Source organism: Delftia sp. 60, from assembly GCF_002754395.1.
GTDB classification, from domain to species: domain Bacteria; phylum Pseudomonadota; class Gammaproteobacteria; order Burkholderiales; family Burkholderiaceae_C; genus Comamonas; species Comamonas acidovorans.
Genome location: NZ_PEFD01000001.1, coordinates 4,235,918 through 4,253,212 on the forward strand (window position 1 = coordinate 4,235,918; position 17,295 = coordinate 4,253,212).

General features: G+C 66.1%; 20 protein-coding genes. 12 read left to right on the forward strand and 8 right to left on the reverse strand.

What is annotated here, in order from left to right; genetic code table 11:
* Nucleotides 1-9: 9 nt before the first annotated feature.
* Complete coding sequence (locus tag CLV01_RS19160; RefSeq protein ID WP_013802199.1) at nucleotides 10-993, reverse strand: tripartite tricarboxylate transporter substrate binding protein; 984 nt, start codon at nucleotides 991-993, stop codon at nucleotides 10-12.
* Between the two features lie 134 nt (nucleotides 994-1,127).
* On the opposite strand from CLV01_RS19160, the gene CLV01_RS19165 reads away from it, so the two are divergent.
* The gene (locus tag CLV01_RS19165; protein ID WP_099733484.1) at nucleotides 1,128-2,078 is read left to right on the forward strand and encodes a LysR family transcriptional regulator; all 951 of its coding nucleotides are present in this window, start codon (nucleotides 1,128-1,130) and stop codon (nucleotides 2,076-2,078) included.
* 107 nt (nucleotides 2,079-2,185) lie between these two features.
* On the opposite strand, the gene CLV01_RS28920 is transcribed toward CLV01_RS19165, so the two are convergent.
* The 3 genes from CLV01_RS28920 to CLV01_RS19170 form a co-directional block, all read right to left on the reverse strand.
* The gene (locus CLV01_RS28920; RefSeq protein WP_143290017.1) at nucleotides 2,186-2,431 is read right to left on the reverse strand and encodes a hypothetical protein; all 246 of its coding nucleotides are present in this window, start codon (nucleotides 2,429-2,431) and stop codon (nucleotides 2,186-2,188) included.
* Nucleotides 2,432-2,623: 192 nt separating this feature from the next.
* Nucleotides 2,624-2,887 carry a hypothetical protein gene (locus tag CLV01_RS28925; protein WP_143290016.1) on the reverse strand — a complete coding sequence of 88 codons (264 nt, stop codon included), beginning with the start codon at nucleotides 2,885-2,887 and terminating at the stop codon, nucleotides 2,624-2,626.
* 40 nt (nucleotides 2,888-2,927) lie between these two features.
* Nucleotides 2,928-4,142, reverse strand: a complete 1,215-nt coding sequence (locus CLV01_RS19170) for an HAF family protein (protein WP_046239844.1) — start codon at nucleotides 4,140-4,142, stop codon at nucleotides 2,928-2,930.
* Nucleotides 4,143-4,436: 294 nt separating this feature from the next.
* Between CLV01_RS19170 and CLV01_RS19175 the strand changes: the two genes are divergently transcribed.
* Nucleotides 4,437-4,931 carry a hypothetical protein gene (locus tag CLV01_RS19175; protein WP_099733483.1) on the forward strand — a complete coding sequence of 165 codons (495 nt, stop codon included), beginning with the start codon at nucleotides 4,437-4,439 and terminating at the stop codon, nucleotides 4,929-4,931.
* Nucleotides 4,932-5,168: 237 nt separating this feature from the next.
* On the forward strand, nucleotides 5,169-6,593 hold the full coding sequence (locus CLV01_RS19180) for a dihydrolipoyl dehydrogenase (protein WP_099733482.1): 1,425 nt from the start codon (nucleotides 5,169-5,171) through the stop codon (nucleotides 6,591-6,593).
* 28 nt (nucleotides 6,594-6,621) lie between these two features.
* On the opposite strand, the gene CLV01_RS19185 is transcribed toward CLV01_RS19180, so the two are convergent.
* A complete protein-coding gene (locus CLV01_RS19185) occupies nucleotides 6,622-8,442 on the reverse strand; it encodes an ABC transporter ATP-binding protein/permease (protein ID WP_099733481.1) in 1,821 nt (606 codons plus the stop codon).
* 285 nt (nucleotides 8,443-8,727) lie between these two features.
* Here CLV01_RS19185 and CLV01_RS19190 point away from each other — a divergent pair, with 285 nt between their 5' ends.
* Genes CLV01_RS19190 through CLV01_RS19200 form a run of 3 tightly spaced genes read left to right on the forward strand, consistent with a single transcriptional unit; the run spans nucleotide 8,728 to nucleotide 10,971 of the window.
* A complete protein-coding gene (locus tag CLV01_RS19190; protein WP_099733480.1) occupies nucleotides 8,728-9,339 on the forward strand; it encodes a chromate transporter in 612 nt (203 codons plus the stop codon).
* Nucleotides 9,336-9,944, forward strand: a complete 609-nt coding sequence (locus CLV01_RS19195) for a chromate transporter (RefSeq protein WP_013802192.1) — start codon at nucleotides 9,336-9,338, stop codon at nucleotides 9,942-9,944. The genes CLV01_RS19190 and CLV01_RS19195 overlap by 4 nt, the downstream gene beginning before the upstream one ends.
* Nucleotides 9,945-9,990: 46 nt before the next feature.
* Nucleotides 9,991-10,971: an aldo/keto reductase gene (locus tag CLV01_RS19200; RefSeq protein ID WP_099733479.1), complete on the forward strand. Its 981-nt coding sequence runs from the start codon at nucleotides 9,991-9,993 to the stop codon at nucleotides 10,969-10,971.
* A gap of 43 nt (nucleotides 10,972-11,014) precedes the next feature.
* Here the strand turns inward: CLV01_RS19200 and CLV01_RS19205 are convergent, their stop codons facing one another.
* The gene (locus CLV01_RS19205; RefSeq protein WP_099733478.1) at nucleotides 11,015-11,860 is read right to left on the reverse strand and encodes an SIR2 family NAD-dependent protein deacylase; all 846 of its coding nucleotides are present in this window, start codon (nucleotides 11,858-11,860) and stop codon (nucleotides 11,015-11,017) included.
* A complete protein-coding gene (locus CLV01_RS19210; RefSeq protein ID WP_013802189.1) occupies nucleotides 11,860-12,498 on the reverse strand; it encodes a TetR/AcrR family transcriptional regulator in 639 nt (212 codons plus the stop codon). The genes CLV01_RS19205 and CLV01_RS19210 overlap by 1 nt, the downstream gene beginning before the upstream one ends.
* Nucleotides 12,499-12,721: 223 nt before the next feature.
* On the opposite strand from CLV01_RS19210, the gene CLV01_RS19215 reads away from it, so the two are divergent.
* From CLV01_RS19215 to CLV01_RS19235, 5 genes are all read left to right on the forward strand, one after another.
* A complete protein-coding gene (locus tag CLV01_RS19215; RefSeq protein ID WP_013802188.1) occupies nucleotides 12,722-13,225 on the forward strand; it encodes a VOC family protein in 504 nt (167 codons plus the stop codon).
* A gap of 68 nt (nucleotides 13,226-13,293) precedes the next feature.
* Nucleotides 13,294-13,722, forward strand: coding sequence for a VOC family protein (locus CLV01_RS19220; protein WP_099733477.1), 429 nt, complete (start codon nucleotides 13,294-13,296; stop codon nucleotides 13,720-13,722).
* A gap of 47 nt (nucleotides 13,723-13,769) precedes the next feature.
* Entirely contained in the window at nucleotides 13,770-14,153 is a 384-nt protein-coding gene (locus tag CLV01_RS19225) for a VOC family protein (RefSeq protein WP_013802186.1), read from the forward strand.
* Between the two features lie 8 nt (nucleotides 14,154-14,161).
* Complete coding sequence (locus CLV01_RS19230) at nucleotides 14,162-14,638, forward strand: SRPBCC family protein (protein ID WP_099733476.1); 477 nt, start codon at nucleotides 14,162-14,164, stop codon at nucleotides 14,636-14,638.
* Nucleotides 14,639-14,663: 25 nt separating this feature from the next.
* Nucleotides 14,664-15,065 (forward strand): DUF1428 domain-containing protein, encoded by a 402-nt coding sequence (locus CLV01_RS19235; protein WP_088164526.1) that lies wholly within the window; start codon nucleotides 14,664-14,666, stop codon nucleotides 15,063-15,065.
* On the opposite strand, the gene rlmB is transcribed toward CLV01_RS19235, so the two are convergent.
* The gene (gene rlmB / locus CLV01_RS19240; protein WP_012205857.1) at nucleotides 15,062-15,853 is read right to left on the reverse strand and encodes a 23S rRNA (guanosine(2251)-2'-O)-methyltransferase RlmB; all 792 of its coding nucleotides are present in this window, start codon (nucleotides 15,851-15,853) and stop codon (nucleotides 15,062-15,064) included. The genes CLV01_RS19235 and rlmB overlap by 4 nt on opposite strands.
* A 217-nt stretch (nucleotides 15,854-16,070) precedes the next feature.
* Here rlmB and sstT point away from each other — a divergent pair, with 217 nt between their 5' ends.
* Entirely contained in the window at nucleotides 16,071-17,294 is a 1,224-nt protein-coding gene (gene sstT, locus CLV01_RS19245) for a serine/threonine transporter SstT (protein WP_013802183.1), read from the forward strand.
* The last annotated feature ends 1 nt before the right edge of the window (nucleotide 17,295 follow it).

Genomic DNA, 17,295 nt, shown 5'->3' on the forward strand with positions numbered 1-17,295 from the left:
TGCGGCATCTCACTGGGGTTGCAGGCGGATGGAGCGGGCAATGCTGCGGTAGCGGGCGGTCTCGGCCTCATAGAACTGCGCGGCCTCAGCCAGCGACATGGGCGCCGCGGCCAGCTGCGTCTGCAGGGCCAGTTGCTCGCGCACGCCCGGGTCCTTGAGCATGGCGCCTATCGCCTGGTGCAGCCTTTGCACCACCTCCTGCGGAGTGTCCTTGCGCACCAGGAAACTGGTCCAGGTCTTGTAGGCGAAGTTTTTCAGCTCCCGGCCCTCACGCACCGTGGGCACATTCTTGAGCAGCTCCGATCGCTGCTCCCCCAGCTGGCCCAGGATCTTGAGCCGGCCCTGCTCGGCCAGCGCGCCCATGGCAGCGCTGTAAACGAGCACAGCGAAATCGACCTGCCCGCTGCCGATGTCCTGCAGCAGCGGCGCGTTGCCCTTGTAGGGCGCATGCATGAGTTGTATGCCAGCGTCCTGCTGCACCTTCTCCAGAATCAGGTGGTAGAGCGAGCCAATCCCGACGCTGCCGTACGACAGCGGCCGGCTGGCGCTTTTGCGGGCCAGCGCGATCAGCTCATCCACGTTGCCGGCCTCCAGGTCCTTGCGGGCGACAAACACCATCACAGCCTCGGCCACGGGATGGACCAGCCGGAAATCCTCCGCCTTGAGCCGCACGGCGGCATTGGCCAGCGGCGACAGGATCACCTCGTTGGGCGAGCCCTGGAAGACGTAGTGCCCGTCGGGCGGCGCTGCCAGCACTTTCTGCGCGGCCATGGCGCCGCTCACGCCGCCCAGGTTCTCCACGATGACCTGCTGGCCCAGCGCCTTGGACAGCGGCACGCTGAAGATGCGGGCAATGGCGTCCGAAGGGCCGCCGGCCGGATAGGGAACCATCAGGCTTACGGGCCTGGAGGACGGGCTCTGCGCACAGGCCAGGCCCGCGCTCAGCAACAGGCCGGCGCCCGTCAGCCAAACGCGCTGGAACAAAAATCTCATCATGTCTCCTTGGTGGATGGCTCCGGCTCGGTCGGCCGGATACGCGGCATCCTAGGAGCCGGGTCATCGAACGTCCAATGCATTGTTGGCTGCATTAGCATGAGTTTCATGCAGACTTCAGGGCGCGAAAAATCATGACGCTGGTGCAGCTCAGGCATCTCATATCGGTGGCGCAGACCGGCTCCTTCAGCCGCTCGGCCGAGGCCATGCATCTGACACAGCCGGCCCTCAGCCGCAGCGTGCGCGCGCTGGAGCAGGAGCTGGGCATACCCTTGTTCGACCGCATCGGCCGCCGCGGCGAACTCACAGCCTTCGGCCGCGAGATGCTGGAACGGGCGCGCGCCCTGGTGGCTGAAGCCGACGAGCTGCGTGACAGGGGGCGCCAATTGCGCGAGGGTGCGGCCGGCACCGTGCGTGTGGGCCTGGGATCGGGCCCCGGCGCAATATTGATGACGCCGTTCCTGCAGCACATGACCGTGCACCATCCCGGCGTGCGAACCGAGGTGGCGCGCGGCAGCACCGATCTGCTGGTGCACTCGCTACGCGAGCGCCTGCTCGACGCCCTGGTCGTGGACCTGCGCGCGCTGAGGCCCGCACCCGACCTTGCGCTGGACGTCGTGCACGAAATGCGCGCCGCCTTCATGTGCCGCACCGACCATCCACTCGCCCGCCTGCAGCGGGAGCTGCGCTTCGAGGATGTGCAGCGCTACCCCGTCGCCTCCACACCGCTGAGCGACCAGGTGGCCTGGCTGCTGGTGGAGACCTATGGCGCCACAGCACACCCGGCGCGGTTCGTCACACTGCAGTGCGAGGAGTTGCCCAGCCTCGTGGACGTTGCGCGCAACAGCGACACCGTGCTGCTGGCCGTGCGCGCCGTCGCCCCGGACTTGGCCGAATTGCCAATGGACCCGCCCATGCGCAGCACCGCCCGCTTCGGGCTGGTCACGCTGCGTCAGCGCAGCGAGGCGCCGACGCTGGCGATCCTGCGAGGGCTGATGGGGAAGTTGATGGCCGACGATGCCCCTGCGCCGGAACGGGCGCCCAGCCATGGCGGAAGGCTGGGCCGCATGGCATTGCCAGACTGATTTGATGCTGGTGATCACCCATCGAATACCCTCAATGCAAAATGGCAAGCCGGGACAATGAGTCACGTGAAATTAAATAGTTAGCACAGCCTGTTCTCAAGGTCCGATTAATGAAATTTCCCAAAGGAACGCCCCAGGCAATGAGCAACTGCCAGCCCCTCACTTTTCAATAGCAAAACAGCTTCACAAATGACATATTCAACTAAACCATCATCCGCATGCAGGCTGCTATTTTCCAAATTTATTAGACCATCTTCCGAAAAATAAATATTATTCGCATGCAGCGCGGAGGAGGACATTAAAACAATAAATACCGCCATAGTGGACAATGATTTTTCATATCGAACTCTCATTTCAACCCCTTTATCTCATCGTTTTCGAATTGATACTGACGAGCAGTAGTCCACAGATTCTGCACACAGCACGCGTTGTCTGTGGACGCCCGCATGATGGCGCGAAAGCTTTCATCGCTCATTTCGCTGTGGCAAGCCACCATTGCGGTATCGCCTATATTCACCACAGGCGCATTCATACCGCAAACATGCTCATATCCCTTTCGCAATCATCTGAAGTGGCATTAGTCTGGTTTCACCTATATTCGCAGTCATCATTTCCATCAATTTCGACGACTCGCTCGTTTGCGCCATCATCATCAGGGGCGGCATACTATATGAGCTGCCAAAAGCCTGTGCCGCATTGGAGGAGGAAAAATTCTCGAATGAAATGCCGTTCGCTTGCACTGCAGGGGCCCAGAGCCCGCACACAGCGATTGCCAGTGGGGTTGCAAGTCTTGGATATCGCATCTTCATGGTATTTCCTTTATGCACGGTGTGAGATGAGGCTCCGCCTTCATGGCGTGCACAGGTTCTGCACGAAGGCATGCGTGGCCAGTTGCGCGACTTCGCTCCTTCCTGTCATGTAGCAGCCATCCTGGCTCAGTGCCGAGGCCGCACTGTTCTCGCCGCCTGCGAGGGTTCCCTGGTCCACGGTGCCGCCCAAGGGGGTCCAGGTGATGGCGTGCGAACTTCCGTCGGCCAGTTCGCTGTGGCCTGCCACTGTTCCGTTGTCACCGATATCCACCACACGTGCATTCATGCCGCCAGGCAGCGGAGGAATATCGCGGATGACACCGGTCTGGCTGTTCCAGTAATAGGGCATGCTGCGCCCGTCTGCCAACTGGTAGTGCCCAATCACCTCGCCGAGGATGTTGAGATCGACGCCGCTGTTTCGCGCGGGCGGGGACGATATGGACAGCACCTGCGGACTGGAGGACGAGTTGAGCCAGACGACGGTGCGTCCACCTTGGGCACCAAAATCGCAGTAGCCCATGATGCGGGTATTGACGACGGTCTTTGCGCGGCAGAAGACGGCATTGAGAGGCAGGTTCAGGGCCGTGGCCATATAGCCGCCCAGGACTGCGGCAGACCAATAGACAGGACGCGGATGCCCGCTGTTGTCGGGACAGTTGCCCACGATGCCCGGCATGTTGCCGCCCACCACGAAATTGTCCACATCTGACGGAATGCAGTTGGTGCTGTTCAGGCCCAGCAGACCCGCCGGCAGCGCGCGTGCCGTGGTTTCATTGTTGCGCCACATGACAGGGCGGGCCGTGTTGCTGCCGCTCAGGCTGACGCCTGCCACATAGCCGCCCTGGTTGAATGCCGTGGGCATGCTGCGCACATCGAGCGTCAGCGGCTGCAGTGTCTGCACCGTGGCGGGCGTGGCCGCATTCCAGAACACGCCCACGGACACCGAATTGCCGTCCAGGCAGCTGCCCACCACCTGGCCGCTGTTGGTGATGGCCGCCGCGTTGCAGTTGCGCCCCGGCGACAGGCGCACAAGGTCTGCCGCACTGCCCGGTGCCAGCGACACGAAGCCTGCGGACGAGCCGTCGCTCTCTGCACAGGCGCCCACGACATGGCCGCTGTTGTTGATGTCCAGGCCCACGCATTGCGGGCCTGCCGACGTGCCCACGTCCTGCATGGGCAGGGCCTGCGCGGCCGGCAGTGCCAGCAACGCAAGGCACGCAACGGAAAAATTCAAATGCTTTGGCTGAAGGCGCATGAAGGGTTCTCCTGAAAAAGCAAAGAAGTCGTTCATGGAAATCGGGCGCCGAACAGGAAATCCGCATGGGGCTTGGCATATGCGCGCCGGGGCAGACGCTATTTCCGTGATCCGCATCCCGGCCCCACGATAGGCATCGCGGTATGGAGCCGTCCATCCGAGCAGCAATCAAAACAACAAAAACAATCAACAAAATCAAAAGCTTGCACAAGAGTCCCCCATCAATAATTGTCTCATCGGCATCCGGGATTCAGGCCATGCCACAGCGCAGCGCCATATGAATGGGAGCTTTCCATGGCAATCAAACACTGCCTGACATCCGACAGCGCATGGCCGAATGGCGCAATTCGCCGCCGCTGGAGTCCCGCAGAACTGCTTGCACTCGAACGCTGGGCCGGCGTCCTGCCCGTGCAAGTGATCTGCCGCCGGCTGAACCGCAGCGAACGCTCCGTTCGCTGCCAGATGCACAGGCGCGGCCTGAGCACCCGGGTCCGCGAGGGCGTCGGGCTGCGGCAGGTCTGCGAGGATCTGCAGCTGTCCGCACGGTCGGTGAAGGCCTTCATCCTCGATGGCCGCCTACGCCTGCACAGCGCACAGGTGCATGGCGGGGTGATGGCGCAGCTTGATTGGTCCCTGCGCCGCTGGCTGCAGACGGCTCAAAGCCGCTTGTGCCGTGTCAGCCATTTGAGGGTTACCGAGACATCTCTCAGGCGCTTTGCGCGGGAAGCGGATTTCGACGCATCAGGCAGCCGCACGGGCGCGGCATGGCAACACTGGGCATCCGGCTAGTCCCTGCGCGGCACGGGCCGGGCCATGAATGTCCAGCAGCGGTTTCGGCCCTTCGCCTACGGCTGCCGCGAGCGCCAGCATGCAGACTGGCACGCATCTCCCATGGCAGGCGAGGCAGTCATCTCGACCATCTGTCGGCACTTCAGTCGGCACTCCCGTCGGCACACCTTTCGGCACATCCACCGGCAGCGGAGACCTCCACGGGACCTGGTGCCACAGTCAAAGGAATCAGACAGCATGAAAAACCCACCCACCACCGCCCTCGACGTGATCATCGTCGGTGCCGGCTCGGCCGGACTGTCGGCATTGCGCGAGGTGCGCAAGCACACGGAGCATTTCGCCATCGTCAACGACGGGCCCTGGGGAACGACCTGTGCGCGGGTGGGATGCATGCCGTCCAAGTTGCTGATCGAGGCGGCCAACGCCTTCCATGCACGCCATCACTTCGATGCCTTCGGCATACGCGGCGCGAGCGGGCTGCAGCTGGACCTGCCCGCCGTTTTGCGCCGCTTGCGCAAGCTGCGCGACGAGTTCGTGGCAAGCACGATCAAGGCCACGGAGGGCCTGGGCTGGCGGGCCATCGACGGGCGTGCCAGGCTGCTGGCGGCCAATCGGATCGAGGTCAATGGCAAGGTGCTGGCTGCGCGCAAGCTCATCCTCGCTCCGGGCTCCAGCCCTGTGGTGCCGGAGGAATGGAAGCGCTTTGGCAAGCGCATCCTGACCACCGACACCTTGTTCGAACGCAAGACGTTGGGCCCGCGCGTGGCCGTCGTCGGCCTGGGTCCGCTGGGCGTGGAGATTGCACAGGCGCTGGCGCGGCTGGGACTGGAGGTCACCGCACTGGGACGCGGCCCGAAGCTGGCGGGCCTGTCCGACCCGAATGTCACCGACGCATTGCGGCATCTGCTTGAGAAAGAGATGGTGGTGATCACCGACCATGAAGTGCAGTTGAGCAAGGGTCCGGACAGCAGCATCGTCGTGCGTGCAGGTGACACCCGCATCGTCGTGGACCACGTGGTGGCCGCCATGGGCCGGCGCCCGCAGCTGGAAGGCCTGGGGCTGGAGACGCTGGGGCTTGAGCTGGACGAGCATGGGCAGCCGCCCGTGAGCCGCGAGACACTGCAGGTCGGCGAGCTGCCGCTGTTCCTCGCGGGCGATGCCAATGGCGACCGCCCTTTGTTGCATGAGGCCGTGGACGAAGGCCATATCGCGGGCACCAACGCCATGGCAGAGAACGTGGCCTGCTTCGAGCGGCGCACGCCGCTGTCCATTGTCTTCAGCTCGCCCAACGCGGCCGTCGTGGGCCAGCCCATGAAGGCGCTGCTGGGGCAGGACTTCGTGGTGGGCCGCGTGGATTTCGCGCACCAGGGGCGTGCGCGCGCTGCGCAGCACAACGCGGGCCTGCTTCACGTCTATGCGGACCCGGCCAGCGGCCTGCTGCTGGGCGCAGAAATGTGCGCACCGGGCGGCGAGCATCTGGCCCATCTGCTAGCCCTGGCCGTGCAGCAGCAACTGACCGTGCACGAGTTGCTGCGTGCGCCCTTCTACCACCCCGTGCTGGAAGAGGGCCTGCGCACCGCCCTGCGCGACGCGGTACGCCAGTTGCGCGAGCCGCCGCCGTCCGACCTGGGCAACTGCGATCCCTTGCCCATGGACGATTGATCGCGCGCGGCCCAGGGCCGCACGCGGATCAAGCCCGGGGCGCGCTCTGCGGTGCGCTTCCTTCCGACAGCGTCCACCCGCCATTGCCATCGACCGCCAGCGCGTGGGTATGGAAACCCGCCAGCGTGCTGCGGTGGCCCACGCTCACCAGCATGGTCGAGCGCATCTGCTCGCGCAGCAGGGTGTACAGCGCATGCTCCAGGCCCTCGTCCATGGCCGAGGTGGATTCATCGAGAAAGACGATGGCGGGCCGGTTGAACAGCACGCGGGCAAAGGCCAGGCGCTGCTGCTCGCCAATCGACAGGATGCGGGACCAATCCTGGTTCACATCCAGCTTGTCGGCCAGATGGGCCAGGCTGACCTGGCGCAGCGCCTGCTGCAGCCGCTCGTCGTCCAGCGGCGATGCATCGGCGGGATAGGCAATGGCCGTGCGCAGGTCACCCAGCGGCAGATACGGACGCTGAGACAGGAACAGCGCCTGGTGGCCGCCCGGGCGGCCCACCGTGCCTTCGGCGTGCGGCCACAGGCCGGCAATGGACCGCAGCAAGGTGGTCTTGCCGCTGCCCGAAGGCCCCTTGATCAGCAACGCCTGACCGGGAATGAGCTTCAGTTGCAGGCCGCTGAGCAGGTGGTGGCCATCAGGGCGGCTGACCTGCAGGTCCTCGATGTCCAGGGCGCCGGGTTGCTCTCTGTGGACGACCTGGGGCAGTTCGCGGGTCTGGGCATTGGCATCCAGAAAGCCGCACAGGCGGTCCAGCGCAGCGCGGTACTGGGCGAAGGTGTCGTAGGAGGTTCGGAAGAAGGACAGCGCATCCTGCACCTGCCCAAAGGCCTGCGAGGTCTGCATCACATCACCGAGCTTGATGGCACCGCTGAAAAAGCGCGGCGCCTGCAGCAGAAAGGGAAAGACCACGGCCACCTGGTTGACGGTGAGGTTGAATCCGTCGAATTTCAGGCTGCGGTAGACCAGAGCCCAGACATTGGCGATCAATGCCGAGAAGCGCGTCAAAAGCGTGTTGCGCTCGATGGCCGCGCCCTGGTAGAAGGCGATGTTCTCCGCATATTCACGCACGCGCACCAGGGCGTAGCGGAAGTTGGCGGTCAGCCTCTCGTTCAGGAAGTTCAGCCGGATCAGCGGCTGGCCCAGGCGAAAGGCAATCAGCGTGGCGATGATCACGTAGACGTAGACCGCAAAGACCATGGCCCGCGGAACCTCCACGCCCGCCACGGCAATGGGCGCGGACAGCCCCCAGAGAATGCCCGTGAACGCCACCAGCGAGACCACGGCGCTGACGGCGCCCAGCGCCAGGGTCAGCGAGTTCGAGACAAAGGTGTTCACATCCAGCTCGATGCGCTGGTCGGGGTTGTCCACCGGCTCGTCCAGGAAGTGGCTGCGGTAGTAGGCGTCGCCGCGCATCCAGTCGGTGGTCACGCGCTCGTTGAGCCAGACCCGCCAGCGGATGCGGAACGCCTGGTTCACATAGAAATTGAACAGCTCGCGCAGGATGTGGATGGTGGCCAGCACAGCAAAGATGCCCAGGAATCGCCAGAAGCCCTTCTGGTCCAGCTCCTGCAGCGCGCTGTAGAAGCCGTTGTACCAAAAGGAGAACAGCACGTTCATGCGCACCGAGACCAGGGCCAGCACCAGCAGCAGCATGAACACCAGCAGCGGCCACCAGCTGTTTCTGGGGTGCAGGAACGGGCCGGCCAGCTGCCAGAACTGCCGACCCCAGCGGGTGAATCGAACCAGCAGCAGCGCCACGGCCGCGAAAGCCACGACGGTGATCACTGAGGCCGCCGCCAGCCAGACCAGGCTTTCCTGCAGCGCCTTGCTCCAATCCATGTCCATGCCGGAGATCCTCGGGTTGTGTGGGTGGAGAGAATCTACTCCTGTTCAGGCAGGCCGGCGGGCAGGCCTGGGCGCATGCCGGCAGCAAGCCATCTGCGCTTGCAATGCCCCCATCGCCGTTGCCGATGGGGCCGCTGCCGACGAGGCCGCTGCGCAGGATTAATATTCCGTGCGTGCCACCCCGAGGCAGGCACGGAGACAGGATCGGCCCGCACGGTTCCACCCCATGACAACAGCGATGCCGTCCCCGGGCCCTGCCCGGGCGGCCCAGACACAAGCCAGAACATGCCCGCATCGCCGCCCCAGGCTTCCCCGCCACACGACACCGCCGATGCGCCTGCCCAGCGCCCCGCCCCGGCCAACCTGCGCGACCTGTTCTGGTCCTTCACCTGGCTGGCCCTGCAGGGCTTTGGCGGTGTGCTGGCCGTGGTACAGCGCGAGCTGGTCGAGAAAAAGCGCTGGCTGACCAATGAAGAGTTTGTGGAGGACTGGGCCGTGGCCCAGATCATGCCCGGGCCCAATGTGGTCAACCTGTCCATCACCATTGGCGAGCGCTACTTCGGCTGGCGTGGCGCCGTGGTCGCCGTGTGCGGGATGCTGTGCTTTCCCATGCTGCTGGTGCTGACGCTGACCGTGATCTATTCGCAGCTGGCCGACCACCCCGCCATGGCCGGGGCGCTGCGCGGCATGGGCGCCGTCGCGGCCGGCCTGGTGGCGGGCATGGGGCTGAAGCTGACCAGCACGCTGAGCCGACACCCGCTGGGGCGCTGGTGCAGCGCGGCCCTGGCGCTGGCCTCGTTCATTGCCATGGCCGTGCTGCGCGTGCCGCTGGCCTGGGTGCTGCTGGTGGTCGGCGGTGCCGGCTGCGTGCTGACCTGGAGAAAGCTCGCCCCATGAACGCCGCCCACCAGATCGCCCTGAACCTGCAGCCCGCCGACTGGCTGCAGTTGCTGCTGTATTTCCTGACGCTGTCGCTGATGGCCGTTGGCGGCGCCATTGCCACGGCGCCCGACATGCACCGCTTCCTGGTCGATGGCCACGGCTGGCTCAGCGAGGCGCAGTTCAGCAGCTCCATCGCCATCGCCCAGGCGGCGCCCGGGCCCAATGTGCTCTTCATCGCCCTGCTGGGCTGGAACCTGGGCCTGAACGCGGGCGGGGGCACCGGGCCGCTGGCATGGACCTTTGGCGCGCTGGGCGTGACCATCTGCATGGTCGGCATCCTGCTGCCCAGCTCCCTGCTGGCCTGGCAGGCCTCGCGCTGGGGCCAGCGCAACAAGAACCGGCGCGGCGTGCGTGCCTTCAAGCAGGGCATGGGGCCGCTGGTCATCGGGCTGCTGCTGGCCACGGGCTGGCTGCTGGGCAGCGCCAGCGGCCGCCCGGCCCAGGACTGGCGCCTGTGGCTGCTGACCCTGGCCTGCGCCCTGCTGGTGTGGCGCACGCGCATCCACCTGCTGTGGCTGCTGGGCGCGGGCGCGCTGCTGGGTGCGCTGGGCTGGATCTGAGAGGTCCTGAGGACTACCCTGGTTTTTTCGTCAAAAGGAGCCGTACATGGCGCAAGCCCCTTCCCTTCGTTCCCTGGGCCGCAGCGGCCTGCAGGTCTCGCCGCTGTGCTTTGGCGGCAATGTCTTCGGCTGGACCGTGGACGAGGCCACGTCGTTCTCGCTGCTCGACGCCTGGCTGGATGCCGGCATGAACTTCATCGACACGGCCGACGTGTACTCGCGCTGGGCGCCGGGCCATGCGGGCGGCGAGTCGGAGACCGTGATCGGCAAATGGCTCAAGCGCAGCGGACGGCGCGCCGACATCGTGCTGGCCACCAAGGTCGGCAAGGACATGGGCGAGGGCCGGGTGGGCCTGCGCCCCGAGTACATCCGCCAGGCCGTGGATGCCTCGCTGCAGCGCCTGCAGACGGACTACATCGACCTGTACCAGTCGCATGACGACGATGCCAGCGTGCCGCTGGCCGATACCCTGGGCGCCTTTGCCGACCTGATCGCCGCAGGCAAGGTGCGGGCCATCGGCGCCTCCAACCACAGCGCGCCGCGTCTGGCCGAGGCCCTGCGCACCAGCGCCGAGCTGGGCCTGCCGCGCTACGAGAGCCTGCAGCCGCTGTACAACCTGTACGACCGCGCCGTGCTGGAGCGCGATCTGGCGCCGCTGTGCGCGGCCGAGCAGGTGGGCATCATCAACTTCTATGCGCTGGCAGCGGGTTTTCTGACGGGCAAGTACCGCAGCAGCGAAGACGCAGCCAAGAGTGCGCGCGGTGGCAAGACCGTGGCCACCTACCTGAACCCGCGCGGCTTGCGCATAGTGCACGCCCTGGACGCCGTGGCCGCGCGCCTGAACAGCCAGCCCGCGTGCGTGGCCCTGGCCTGGCAGATGCAGCGCCCGTTTGTGACCTCGCCCATCGCAAGCGCGACCTCGCTGGCCCAGTTGCAGCAACTGGTGCAGGCCACGCGCCTGCAGCTGTCGGCTCAGGACGTGGCCGAGCTCAACCAGGCCAGTCAGGAAGAAGGCGCAAGGGAGTGACCTGCGCAGGCCAGGGCAGCCTGCCCGCCCTGGCCCGGGGCCTCTAGCCCGCCAGCAGCGCGGGCAGGATCTGGGCCGATGGGCCGCGCAGGCACTGGTGCGCTGCGTCATCCAGCTCGGAAGGCGCCGGGTTGATGACGGCCACGTGCGCGCCTGCCCGGCGCGCGATGCGGGCCAGCCCCGCTGCCGGATACACGGCGCCCGAGGTGCCGACCACCAGCAGTACCTCGCAGCGCTGCACGGCAGCCTCGGCGTCCTGCCATACGCCCATGGGCAGGGACTCGCCGAACCAGACCACGCCCGGGCGCACCAGGTTGCCGCAAACAGGGCACTGCGGAGGCTCGCCAGGGTTCTGCCCGGCCAGGTCGCAGCAGGCGCGGGGCCGCTCGAGCCAACGGTCGCGCATCAACTCGCCATGCAGGCACAGCACGCCGGGGCTGCCCGCGCGCTGGTGCAGGCCATCCACGTTCTGCGTGACCAGGGTCATGCGGCCCGGGTGCTGCAAGGCCCACTGCGCCAGCGCATGGTGGCCTGCATTGGGCTGCACTGCCGCCACGGCCTCGCGCCGGTGCGCATACCACTGCCACACGCGCTGCGGATGGGCGCGAAAGCCCGCCTCGCTGGCCATGTCCTGCGGGTTGAACTGCGCCCAATAGCTGTTCTTGTCATCGCGGAACGTGGGCACGCCGGACTCGGCACTGACGCCTGCGCCCGTGAGCACGGCGATGTGCGCTGCATGCGCGATGCGCTCGCGCAGCTCGTGCAGCTCACCCTGGCCGGGCAGTTCGGCGGCAGCCGCAGGCAGCGAAGTGGGGGAAGGTTCGTCGGGCATCGGAGGGCGAAGGAAAAAAAGCAGGCCATTGTGCGGCAGCGCCGCCCCAGGGCGCATCAAATGCCTTTTTCCACCATCTCCAACAGGCGCAGCGCCAGCGCCCGACGCTGCTCGGGTGTGGCACGGCGCAGCGGGCCGTCGATCACCAGCAAGGCCATGCCGTGCACGGCCGACCAGGCCAGGAACTCGGCCTGGGGACGGCGCTCGGGCGGCAGCACGCCGGCCTCGGCCATGCTGTCCAACGCGTAGCCCAGCAGCTCGAACGGGTTCAGGCCCATGGCCGCCGCACGCGTGGTGTCGGGCGGCAGGTCCACGTCGTACTCGACAGAGGCAAAGGCCGTGCGGAACCAGCCGGTCTCCGTCTGGGCAAAGCCCAGGTAGCCCCGGCCCACGGCAGCCAGCAAGGCGCGTGAGCGCTGCAGCGCATCGGGCAGGGCACGGGCCTGGACCATTTCGGCCTCGATGGCCGCGGCCAGTGCGCCCAGGGCCGCAGCGCGCACGGCATCAAACAGTGCCTGGCGGTTGGCAAAGTGACGATAGGCCGCATTCGGCGCCACGCCCGCCCGCCGCGTGGCCTCGCGCAGCACGATGGCCTGGGGACCGCCTTCGCGCGCCAGTGCCAGGCCAGCCTCGACCAGGGCCTGGCGCAGGTCGCCATGGTGGTATGACTCACGCCTGACACGTCGCTGCGTCACTGTTTTGATTCCTTTTTTTTCTGCATGACCACGTCACACGCAAGGGACGACAGCCCTGCCTCGCCGATTTACAGCTTGACACCGAAGCTGACAGCGCCTGATGTGGACAGCGTCCATTTTAGTCCCTAGCATATGTGAACGGCGTACACACGCCGGGCAGAAATCGATAAAAAGCCGGCATCGAACGGCAAAAACGGTTTTCACCGTCACCAAGGAGACAAGCATGGCTTTGCACACCGGCCGCATCCAGCCCTGCCTCTGGTTTGACAACCAGGGCGAGCAGGCGGCGCGCTTTTATACAGAAGTCTTTCCCGATTCCCGCATCACGGCCATTGCCCGCTATGGCGAAGCCGGCCACGACATCCACGGCAGGCCGGCGGGCAGCGTGATGACGGTGCAATTCGAGCTGGACGGCCAGCCCTTTCTGGCGCTCAACGGCGGCCCGATGTTCCGCTTCAACGAGGCCGTCTCGCTGATGGTCAGTTGCGATACGCAGGACGAGATAGACCACTACTGGGGCGCCCTGTCCGAGGGCGGCGACCCGGCGGCGCGTCAATGCGGCTGGCTCAAGGACCGCCATGGCCTGTCTTGGCAAATCGTTCCGGCCCAGATGGCGGGCTGGATGGGGGGCCCCGACATGGCCGCCGCCCAGCGCGTGATGCAGGCCCTGCTGGGCATGCAAAAGCTGGACATCGCCGCTCTTGAGCGCGCGCATGACGGCCGCTGAGGCCTCCGGCGCCCATCCTCCCACTCCTCTCCCCCTCCCCTCGCCACCAACCACTTCAGGAGCATTCCATGCAATTCATCCCCTATCTGAACTTCAACGGCAACTGCGCCGAGGCCTTTGCCTTCTACGCCAGGCTGTTCGGCGGCACCATCGTGCACCAGAGCACCTTTGGCGAGACACCGGGCATGGAGCAGATGCCCGATTCCGCCAAGGGGCTCATCATGCATGCCCACCTGCAGATCAAGGACCAGGCGCTGATGGCCTCGGACGCCACCGACAACTGCGGTGGCGGTGGCGGTGGCTACCAGCAGGCCCAGGGCATGTGGATCTCGATCGGCGTGGACGACGCCACCGAAGGCGGCCGCATCTTCAACGCGCTGGCCGAAGGCGGCAAGGTGACCATGCCCTTCCAGGCCACGTTCTGGTCGCCGGGCTTTGGCATGGTGACGGACCGCTTCAACACACCCTGGATGGTCAACGTCAAGGGCGAGGCCTGAACAAGGCCGGCCGACACATTGCCTCTGTCACCCAAGAAGGAGTCTTCATGAACGCCAACCCAGTCGTCTGGTTCGAGATCCATGTGCAGGACATGGCGCGTGCGCGCCGGTTCTATGAAACCGTCTTCCAGGGCAAGCTGGAGCATCTGCCCGCGCCCGATGGCTCCGACAGCCAGGAGATGCTGTCCTTTCCGATGGACATGACAGGCCCCGGCGCGGGCGGAATGCTGGTGCGGATGGACGGCGCACCTTCCGGCGGCGGCGGCACCCTGGTCTATTTCGGCTGCGAGGACTGTGCCATCGAACAGGGCCGCGTCGAGGCCGCAGGCGGGCGCATCGAGCAGGCCAAATTCTCCATAGGCCCCCACGGGCACTGCGCCGTCGTGGTGGACACCGAGGGCAACCGAATCGGCCTGCATTCCATGCAATGAGGAGCGCCATGACAGCACAAGACCTTCCCGAACACGCCAACGACCTGGTGCTCACGCGCCTGCTGGACATTCCCGCCGACAGGCTCTACCGCTGCTGGACCGAACCCGCGCTGATCCAGCAATGGTTTGCGCCCAGCCCCTGGAGCGTGGCCCGGGTGGACAACGATGTGCGACCCGGCGGCCACAGCCTCATCATCATGCGCAGCCCTGAAGGCCAGGAGATGCCCGGCAACGGTGTCTACCTGGAAGTCATTCCCAACCGCCGCCTGGTCTTCACCGACGCATTCACCCAAGGCTGGGTGCCTGCCGACAAGCCCTTCATGACGGGCATCGTCAGCTTCGATCCCGAGGGTGCCCAGACCCGCTATACCGCCCGGGTGCGCCATTGGAGTGCTGCCGACCGCACCCAGCACGAAGCCATGGGTTTTCACACCGGCTGGGGCCAGTGCACGGACCAGCTGGCCGAGCTCGCAGCCCGGCTCTGAAGCCGGATTTCACCAGGAGAGAGTCATGCACTACATCGACGGATTCGTGCTGCCCGTTCCCCGGGCCAACCTGCAGGCCTACCGCGAGGTGGCGCAGGCCGCAGGCAAGGTATGGATGGAGTACGGCGCGCTGCAGTACTGGGAATGCGCGGGCGATGACGTGCCCATGGGCAAGCTGACCTCGTTTCCACAGGCCGTGCAGCTCAAGGAAGGCGAGGTCGTGTTCTTCTCATGGATCATCTATGCGTCGCGCGCGGAGCGCGACCGCATCAATGCCGCCGTCATGAAGGATCCGCGCATTGCCTCCATGGACCCGGCCACCATGCCCTTCGACGCCAAGCGCATGTTCTGGGGCGGCTTCGAGAGCGTGGTGGAACTGGGTACGGCCGAAGGTGCAAGTGCGGGCGCCAGCGGCGCGCCGGCCTAGATCTGGTCAGCCGGGGCGGCAGACACGGCAGGCGTGGTGCCCTGGCCGCGCTGGCGCAGCGCTTCGTACAGGCACACGCCGCTGGCCACGGACACGTTGAGGCTGGAGACGGCGCCCATCATGGGGATGCCGATCAGCTCGTCGCAGGTCTTGCGCGTGAGCTGGCGCATGCCGTCGCCTTCGGCGCCCAGCACCAGGGCCGTGGGGCCCGTGAGGTCCACCTCGTACAGGGTCTTGGGCGCATCGTCGCTGGTGCCGATGATCCAGATGTCGCGCTCCTTGAGCTCATTGAGCGTGCGCGCCAGGTTGGTGACCATGAAATAGGGCACGGTCTCGGCCGCGCCGCTGGCCACCTTGGCCACGGTGGCGTTCACGCCTACCGCATGGTCCTTCGGCGCAATCACCGCATGGGCGCCGGCGCCATCGGCCACGCGCAGGCAGGCCCCCAGGTTGTGCGGATCGGTCACGCCATCCAGCACCAGCAGCAGCGGCTTGCTGATGCCGTCTGCCTCCAGCTGCTCCAGCAATTCGTCCAGCGAATGCACCTGGGCCACCGCCTCCACGCGCGCGGCCACGCCCTGGTGGCCATGGCTGCCAGCCAGCTTGGCAAGGCGTTCGCCGTCGGCCTCGATCAGCCGGACGCCGGCCGACTTGGCGCGGTCGAGGAACTGGCGCATGCGCGCATCGCGGCGCGTGGCCTCGTAGTAGACCTCGATGATGGATTGGGGCGCGGTCTTCATGCGCACGCCGACGGCGTGGAAGCCGAAGAGAACTTTGGGGGACGACATGGGGCGCAATTATCCCGCCAATTGAGCGGTGCCCCGGGCCCCGCCTTGCGAAGCCCGTCTGCGCGCAACGGCTCCTGTGGTTTTTACGTAGCCGCTACACTGCGCGGCTTGGCCGCCTTCCAGCAGCCCTGCACATTGCGGCATGCACCGTAGCCACGGGCATGCCGCTTTGCATTTTTCCATCGCTTGAGTTTTTTCCTTTTCTTTGCCAACCATCATGCTCAAAGCCCTCTTCGCCCGGCTTGCCCGCACCAGCCTGGTCGGCCAGATCGCCATCAGCCTGGTCGCTGGCGGCCTGCTGGCCTGGCTCTGGCCCGAGGCCGCCCAGTCCGTGTCCCTGCTGGGCACGCTGTTCATCTCCGCCCTCAAGGCCGTGGCGCCCGTGCTGGTGCTGCTGCTGGTGGTCTCGGCCACCAGCAACCACCGGCCTGGCCAGGCCACGCAGATCCGCCCCATCCTGTGGCTGTATGTGCTGGGCACCTTTGCGGCGGCCGTGGTCGCCGTGGCGGCCAGCATGGCCTTCCCTTCCACCATCCAGTTCAAGGATGCCGCCCCGGCCCAGGGCGCGCCCGGGCGCATTGGCGAAGTGCTGATGGCCCTGGTGCAAAGCGCCTTCGACAACCCCGTGCGTGCGCTGATGAATGCCAACTACATCGGCATCCTCGCCTGGGCACTGGCCATGGGCATGGCCCTGCGCCATGCCTCGGAGTCCACGCGCACCGTGATGCAGGACCTGGGCCAGGCCATCACCCGCGTGATCCAGGGCGTGATCCGGCTGGCGCCGCTGGGCATCTTCGGCCTGGTGGCCGGCACCTTTGCACAGTCTGGCCTGGAAAAGCTGCTGGACTACGCGCACCTGCTGGCCGTGCTGCTGGGCTGCATGCTCTTCGTGGCCCTGGTGGTGAACCCGCTCATCGTCTGGACACAGACGCGCCGCAACCCCTATCCGCTGGTGCTGACCTGCCTGCGCGAGAGCGCGGTGACGGCCTTCTTCACGCGCAGCTCGGCCGCCAACATCCCCGTGAACCTGGCGCTGGCCAAGCGCCTGGGCCTGGATGAGGACACCTACAGCGTCTCCATCCCGCTGGGCGCCACCATCAACATGGCCGGCGCCGCCGTCACCATCAGCGTGCTCTCGCTGGCTGCGGCCCATACGCTGGGCATCGAGGTCGATCTGCTGACCGCCATCTTGCTGTGCGTGGTGTCCGCGGTCTGCGCCTGCGGAGCCTCGGGTGTGGCCGGCGGCTCGTTGCTGCTGATTCCGCTGGCCTGCAGCCTGTTCGGCATCTCCAACGATCTGGCCATGCAGGTGGTTGGCGTGGGCTTTGTGATCGGCGTGATCCAGGACTCGGCCGAAACCGCGCTGAACTCCTCGACCGACGTGATCTTCACGGCAGCTGCCTGCGAGGCAGCCGGGCGCCGTGAGGCCGTGGCGGCCTGAG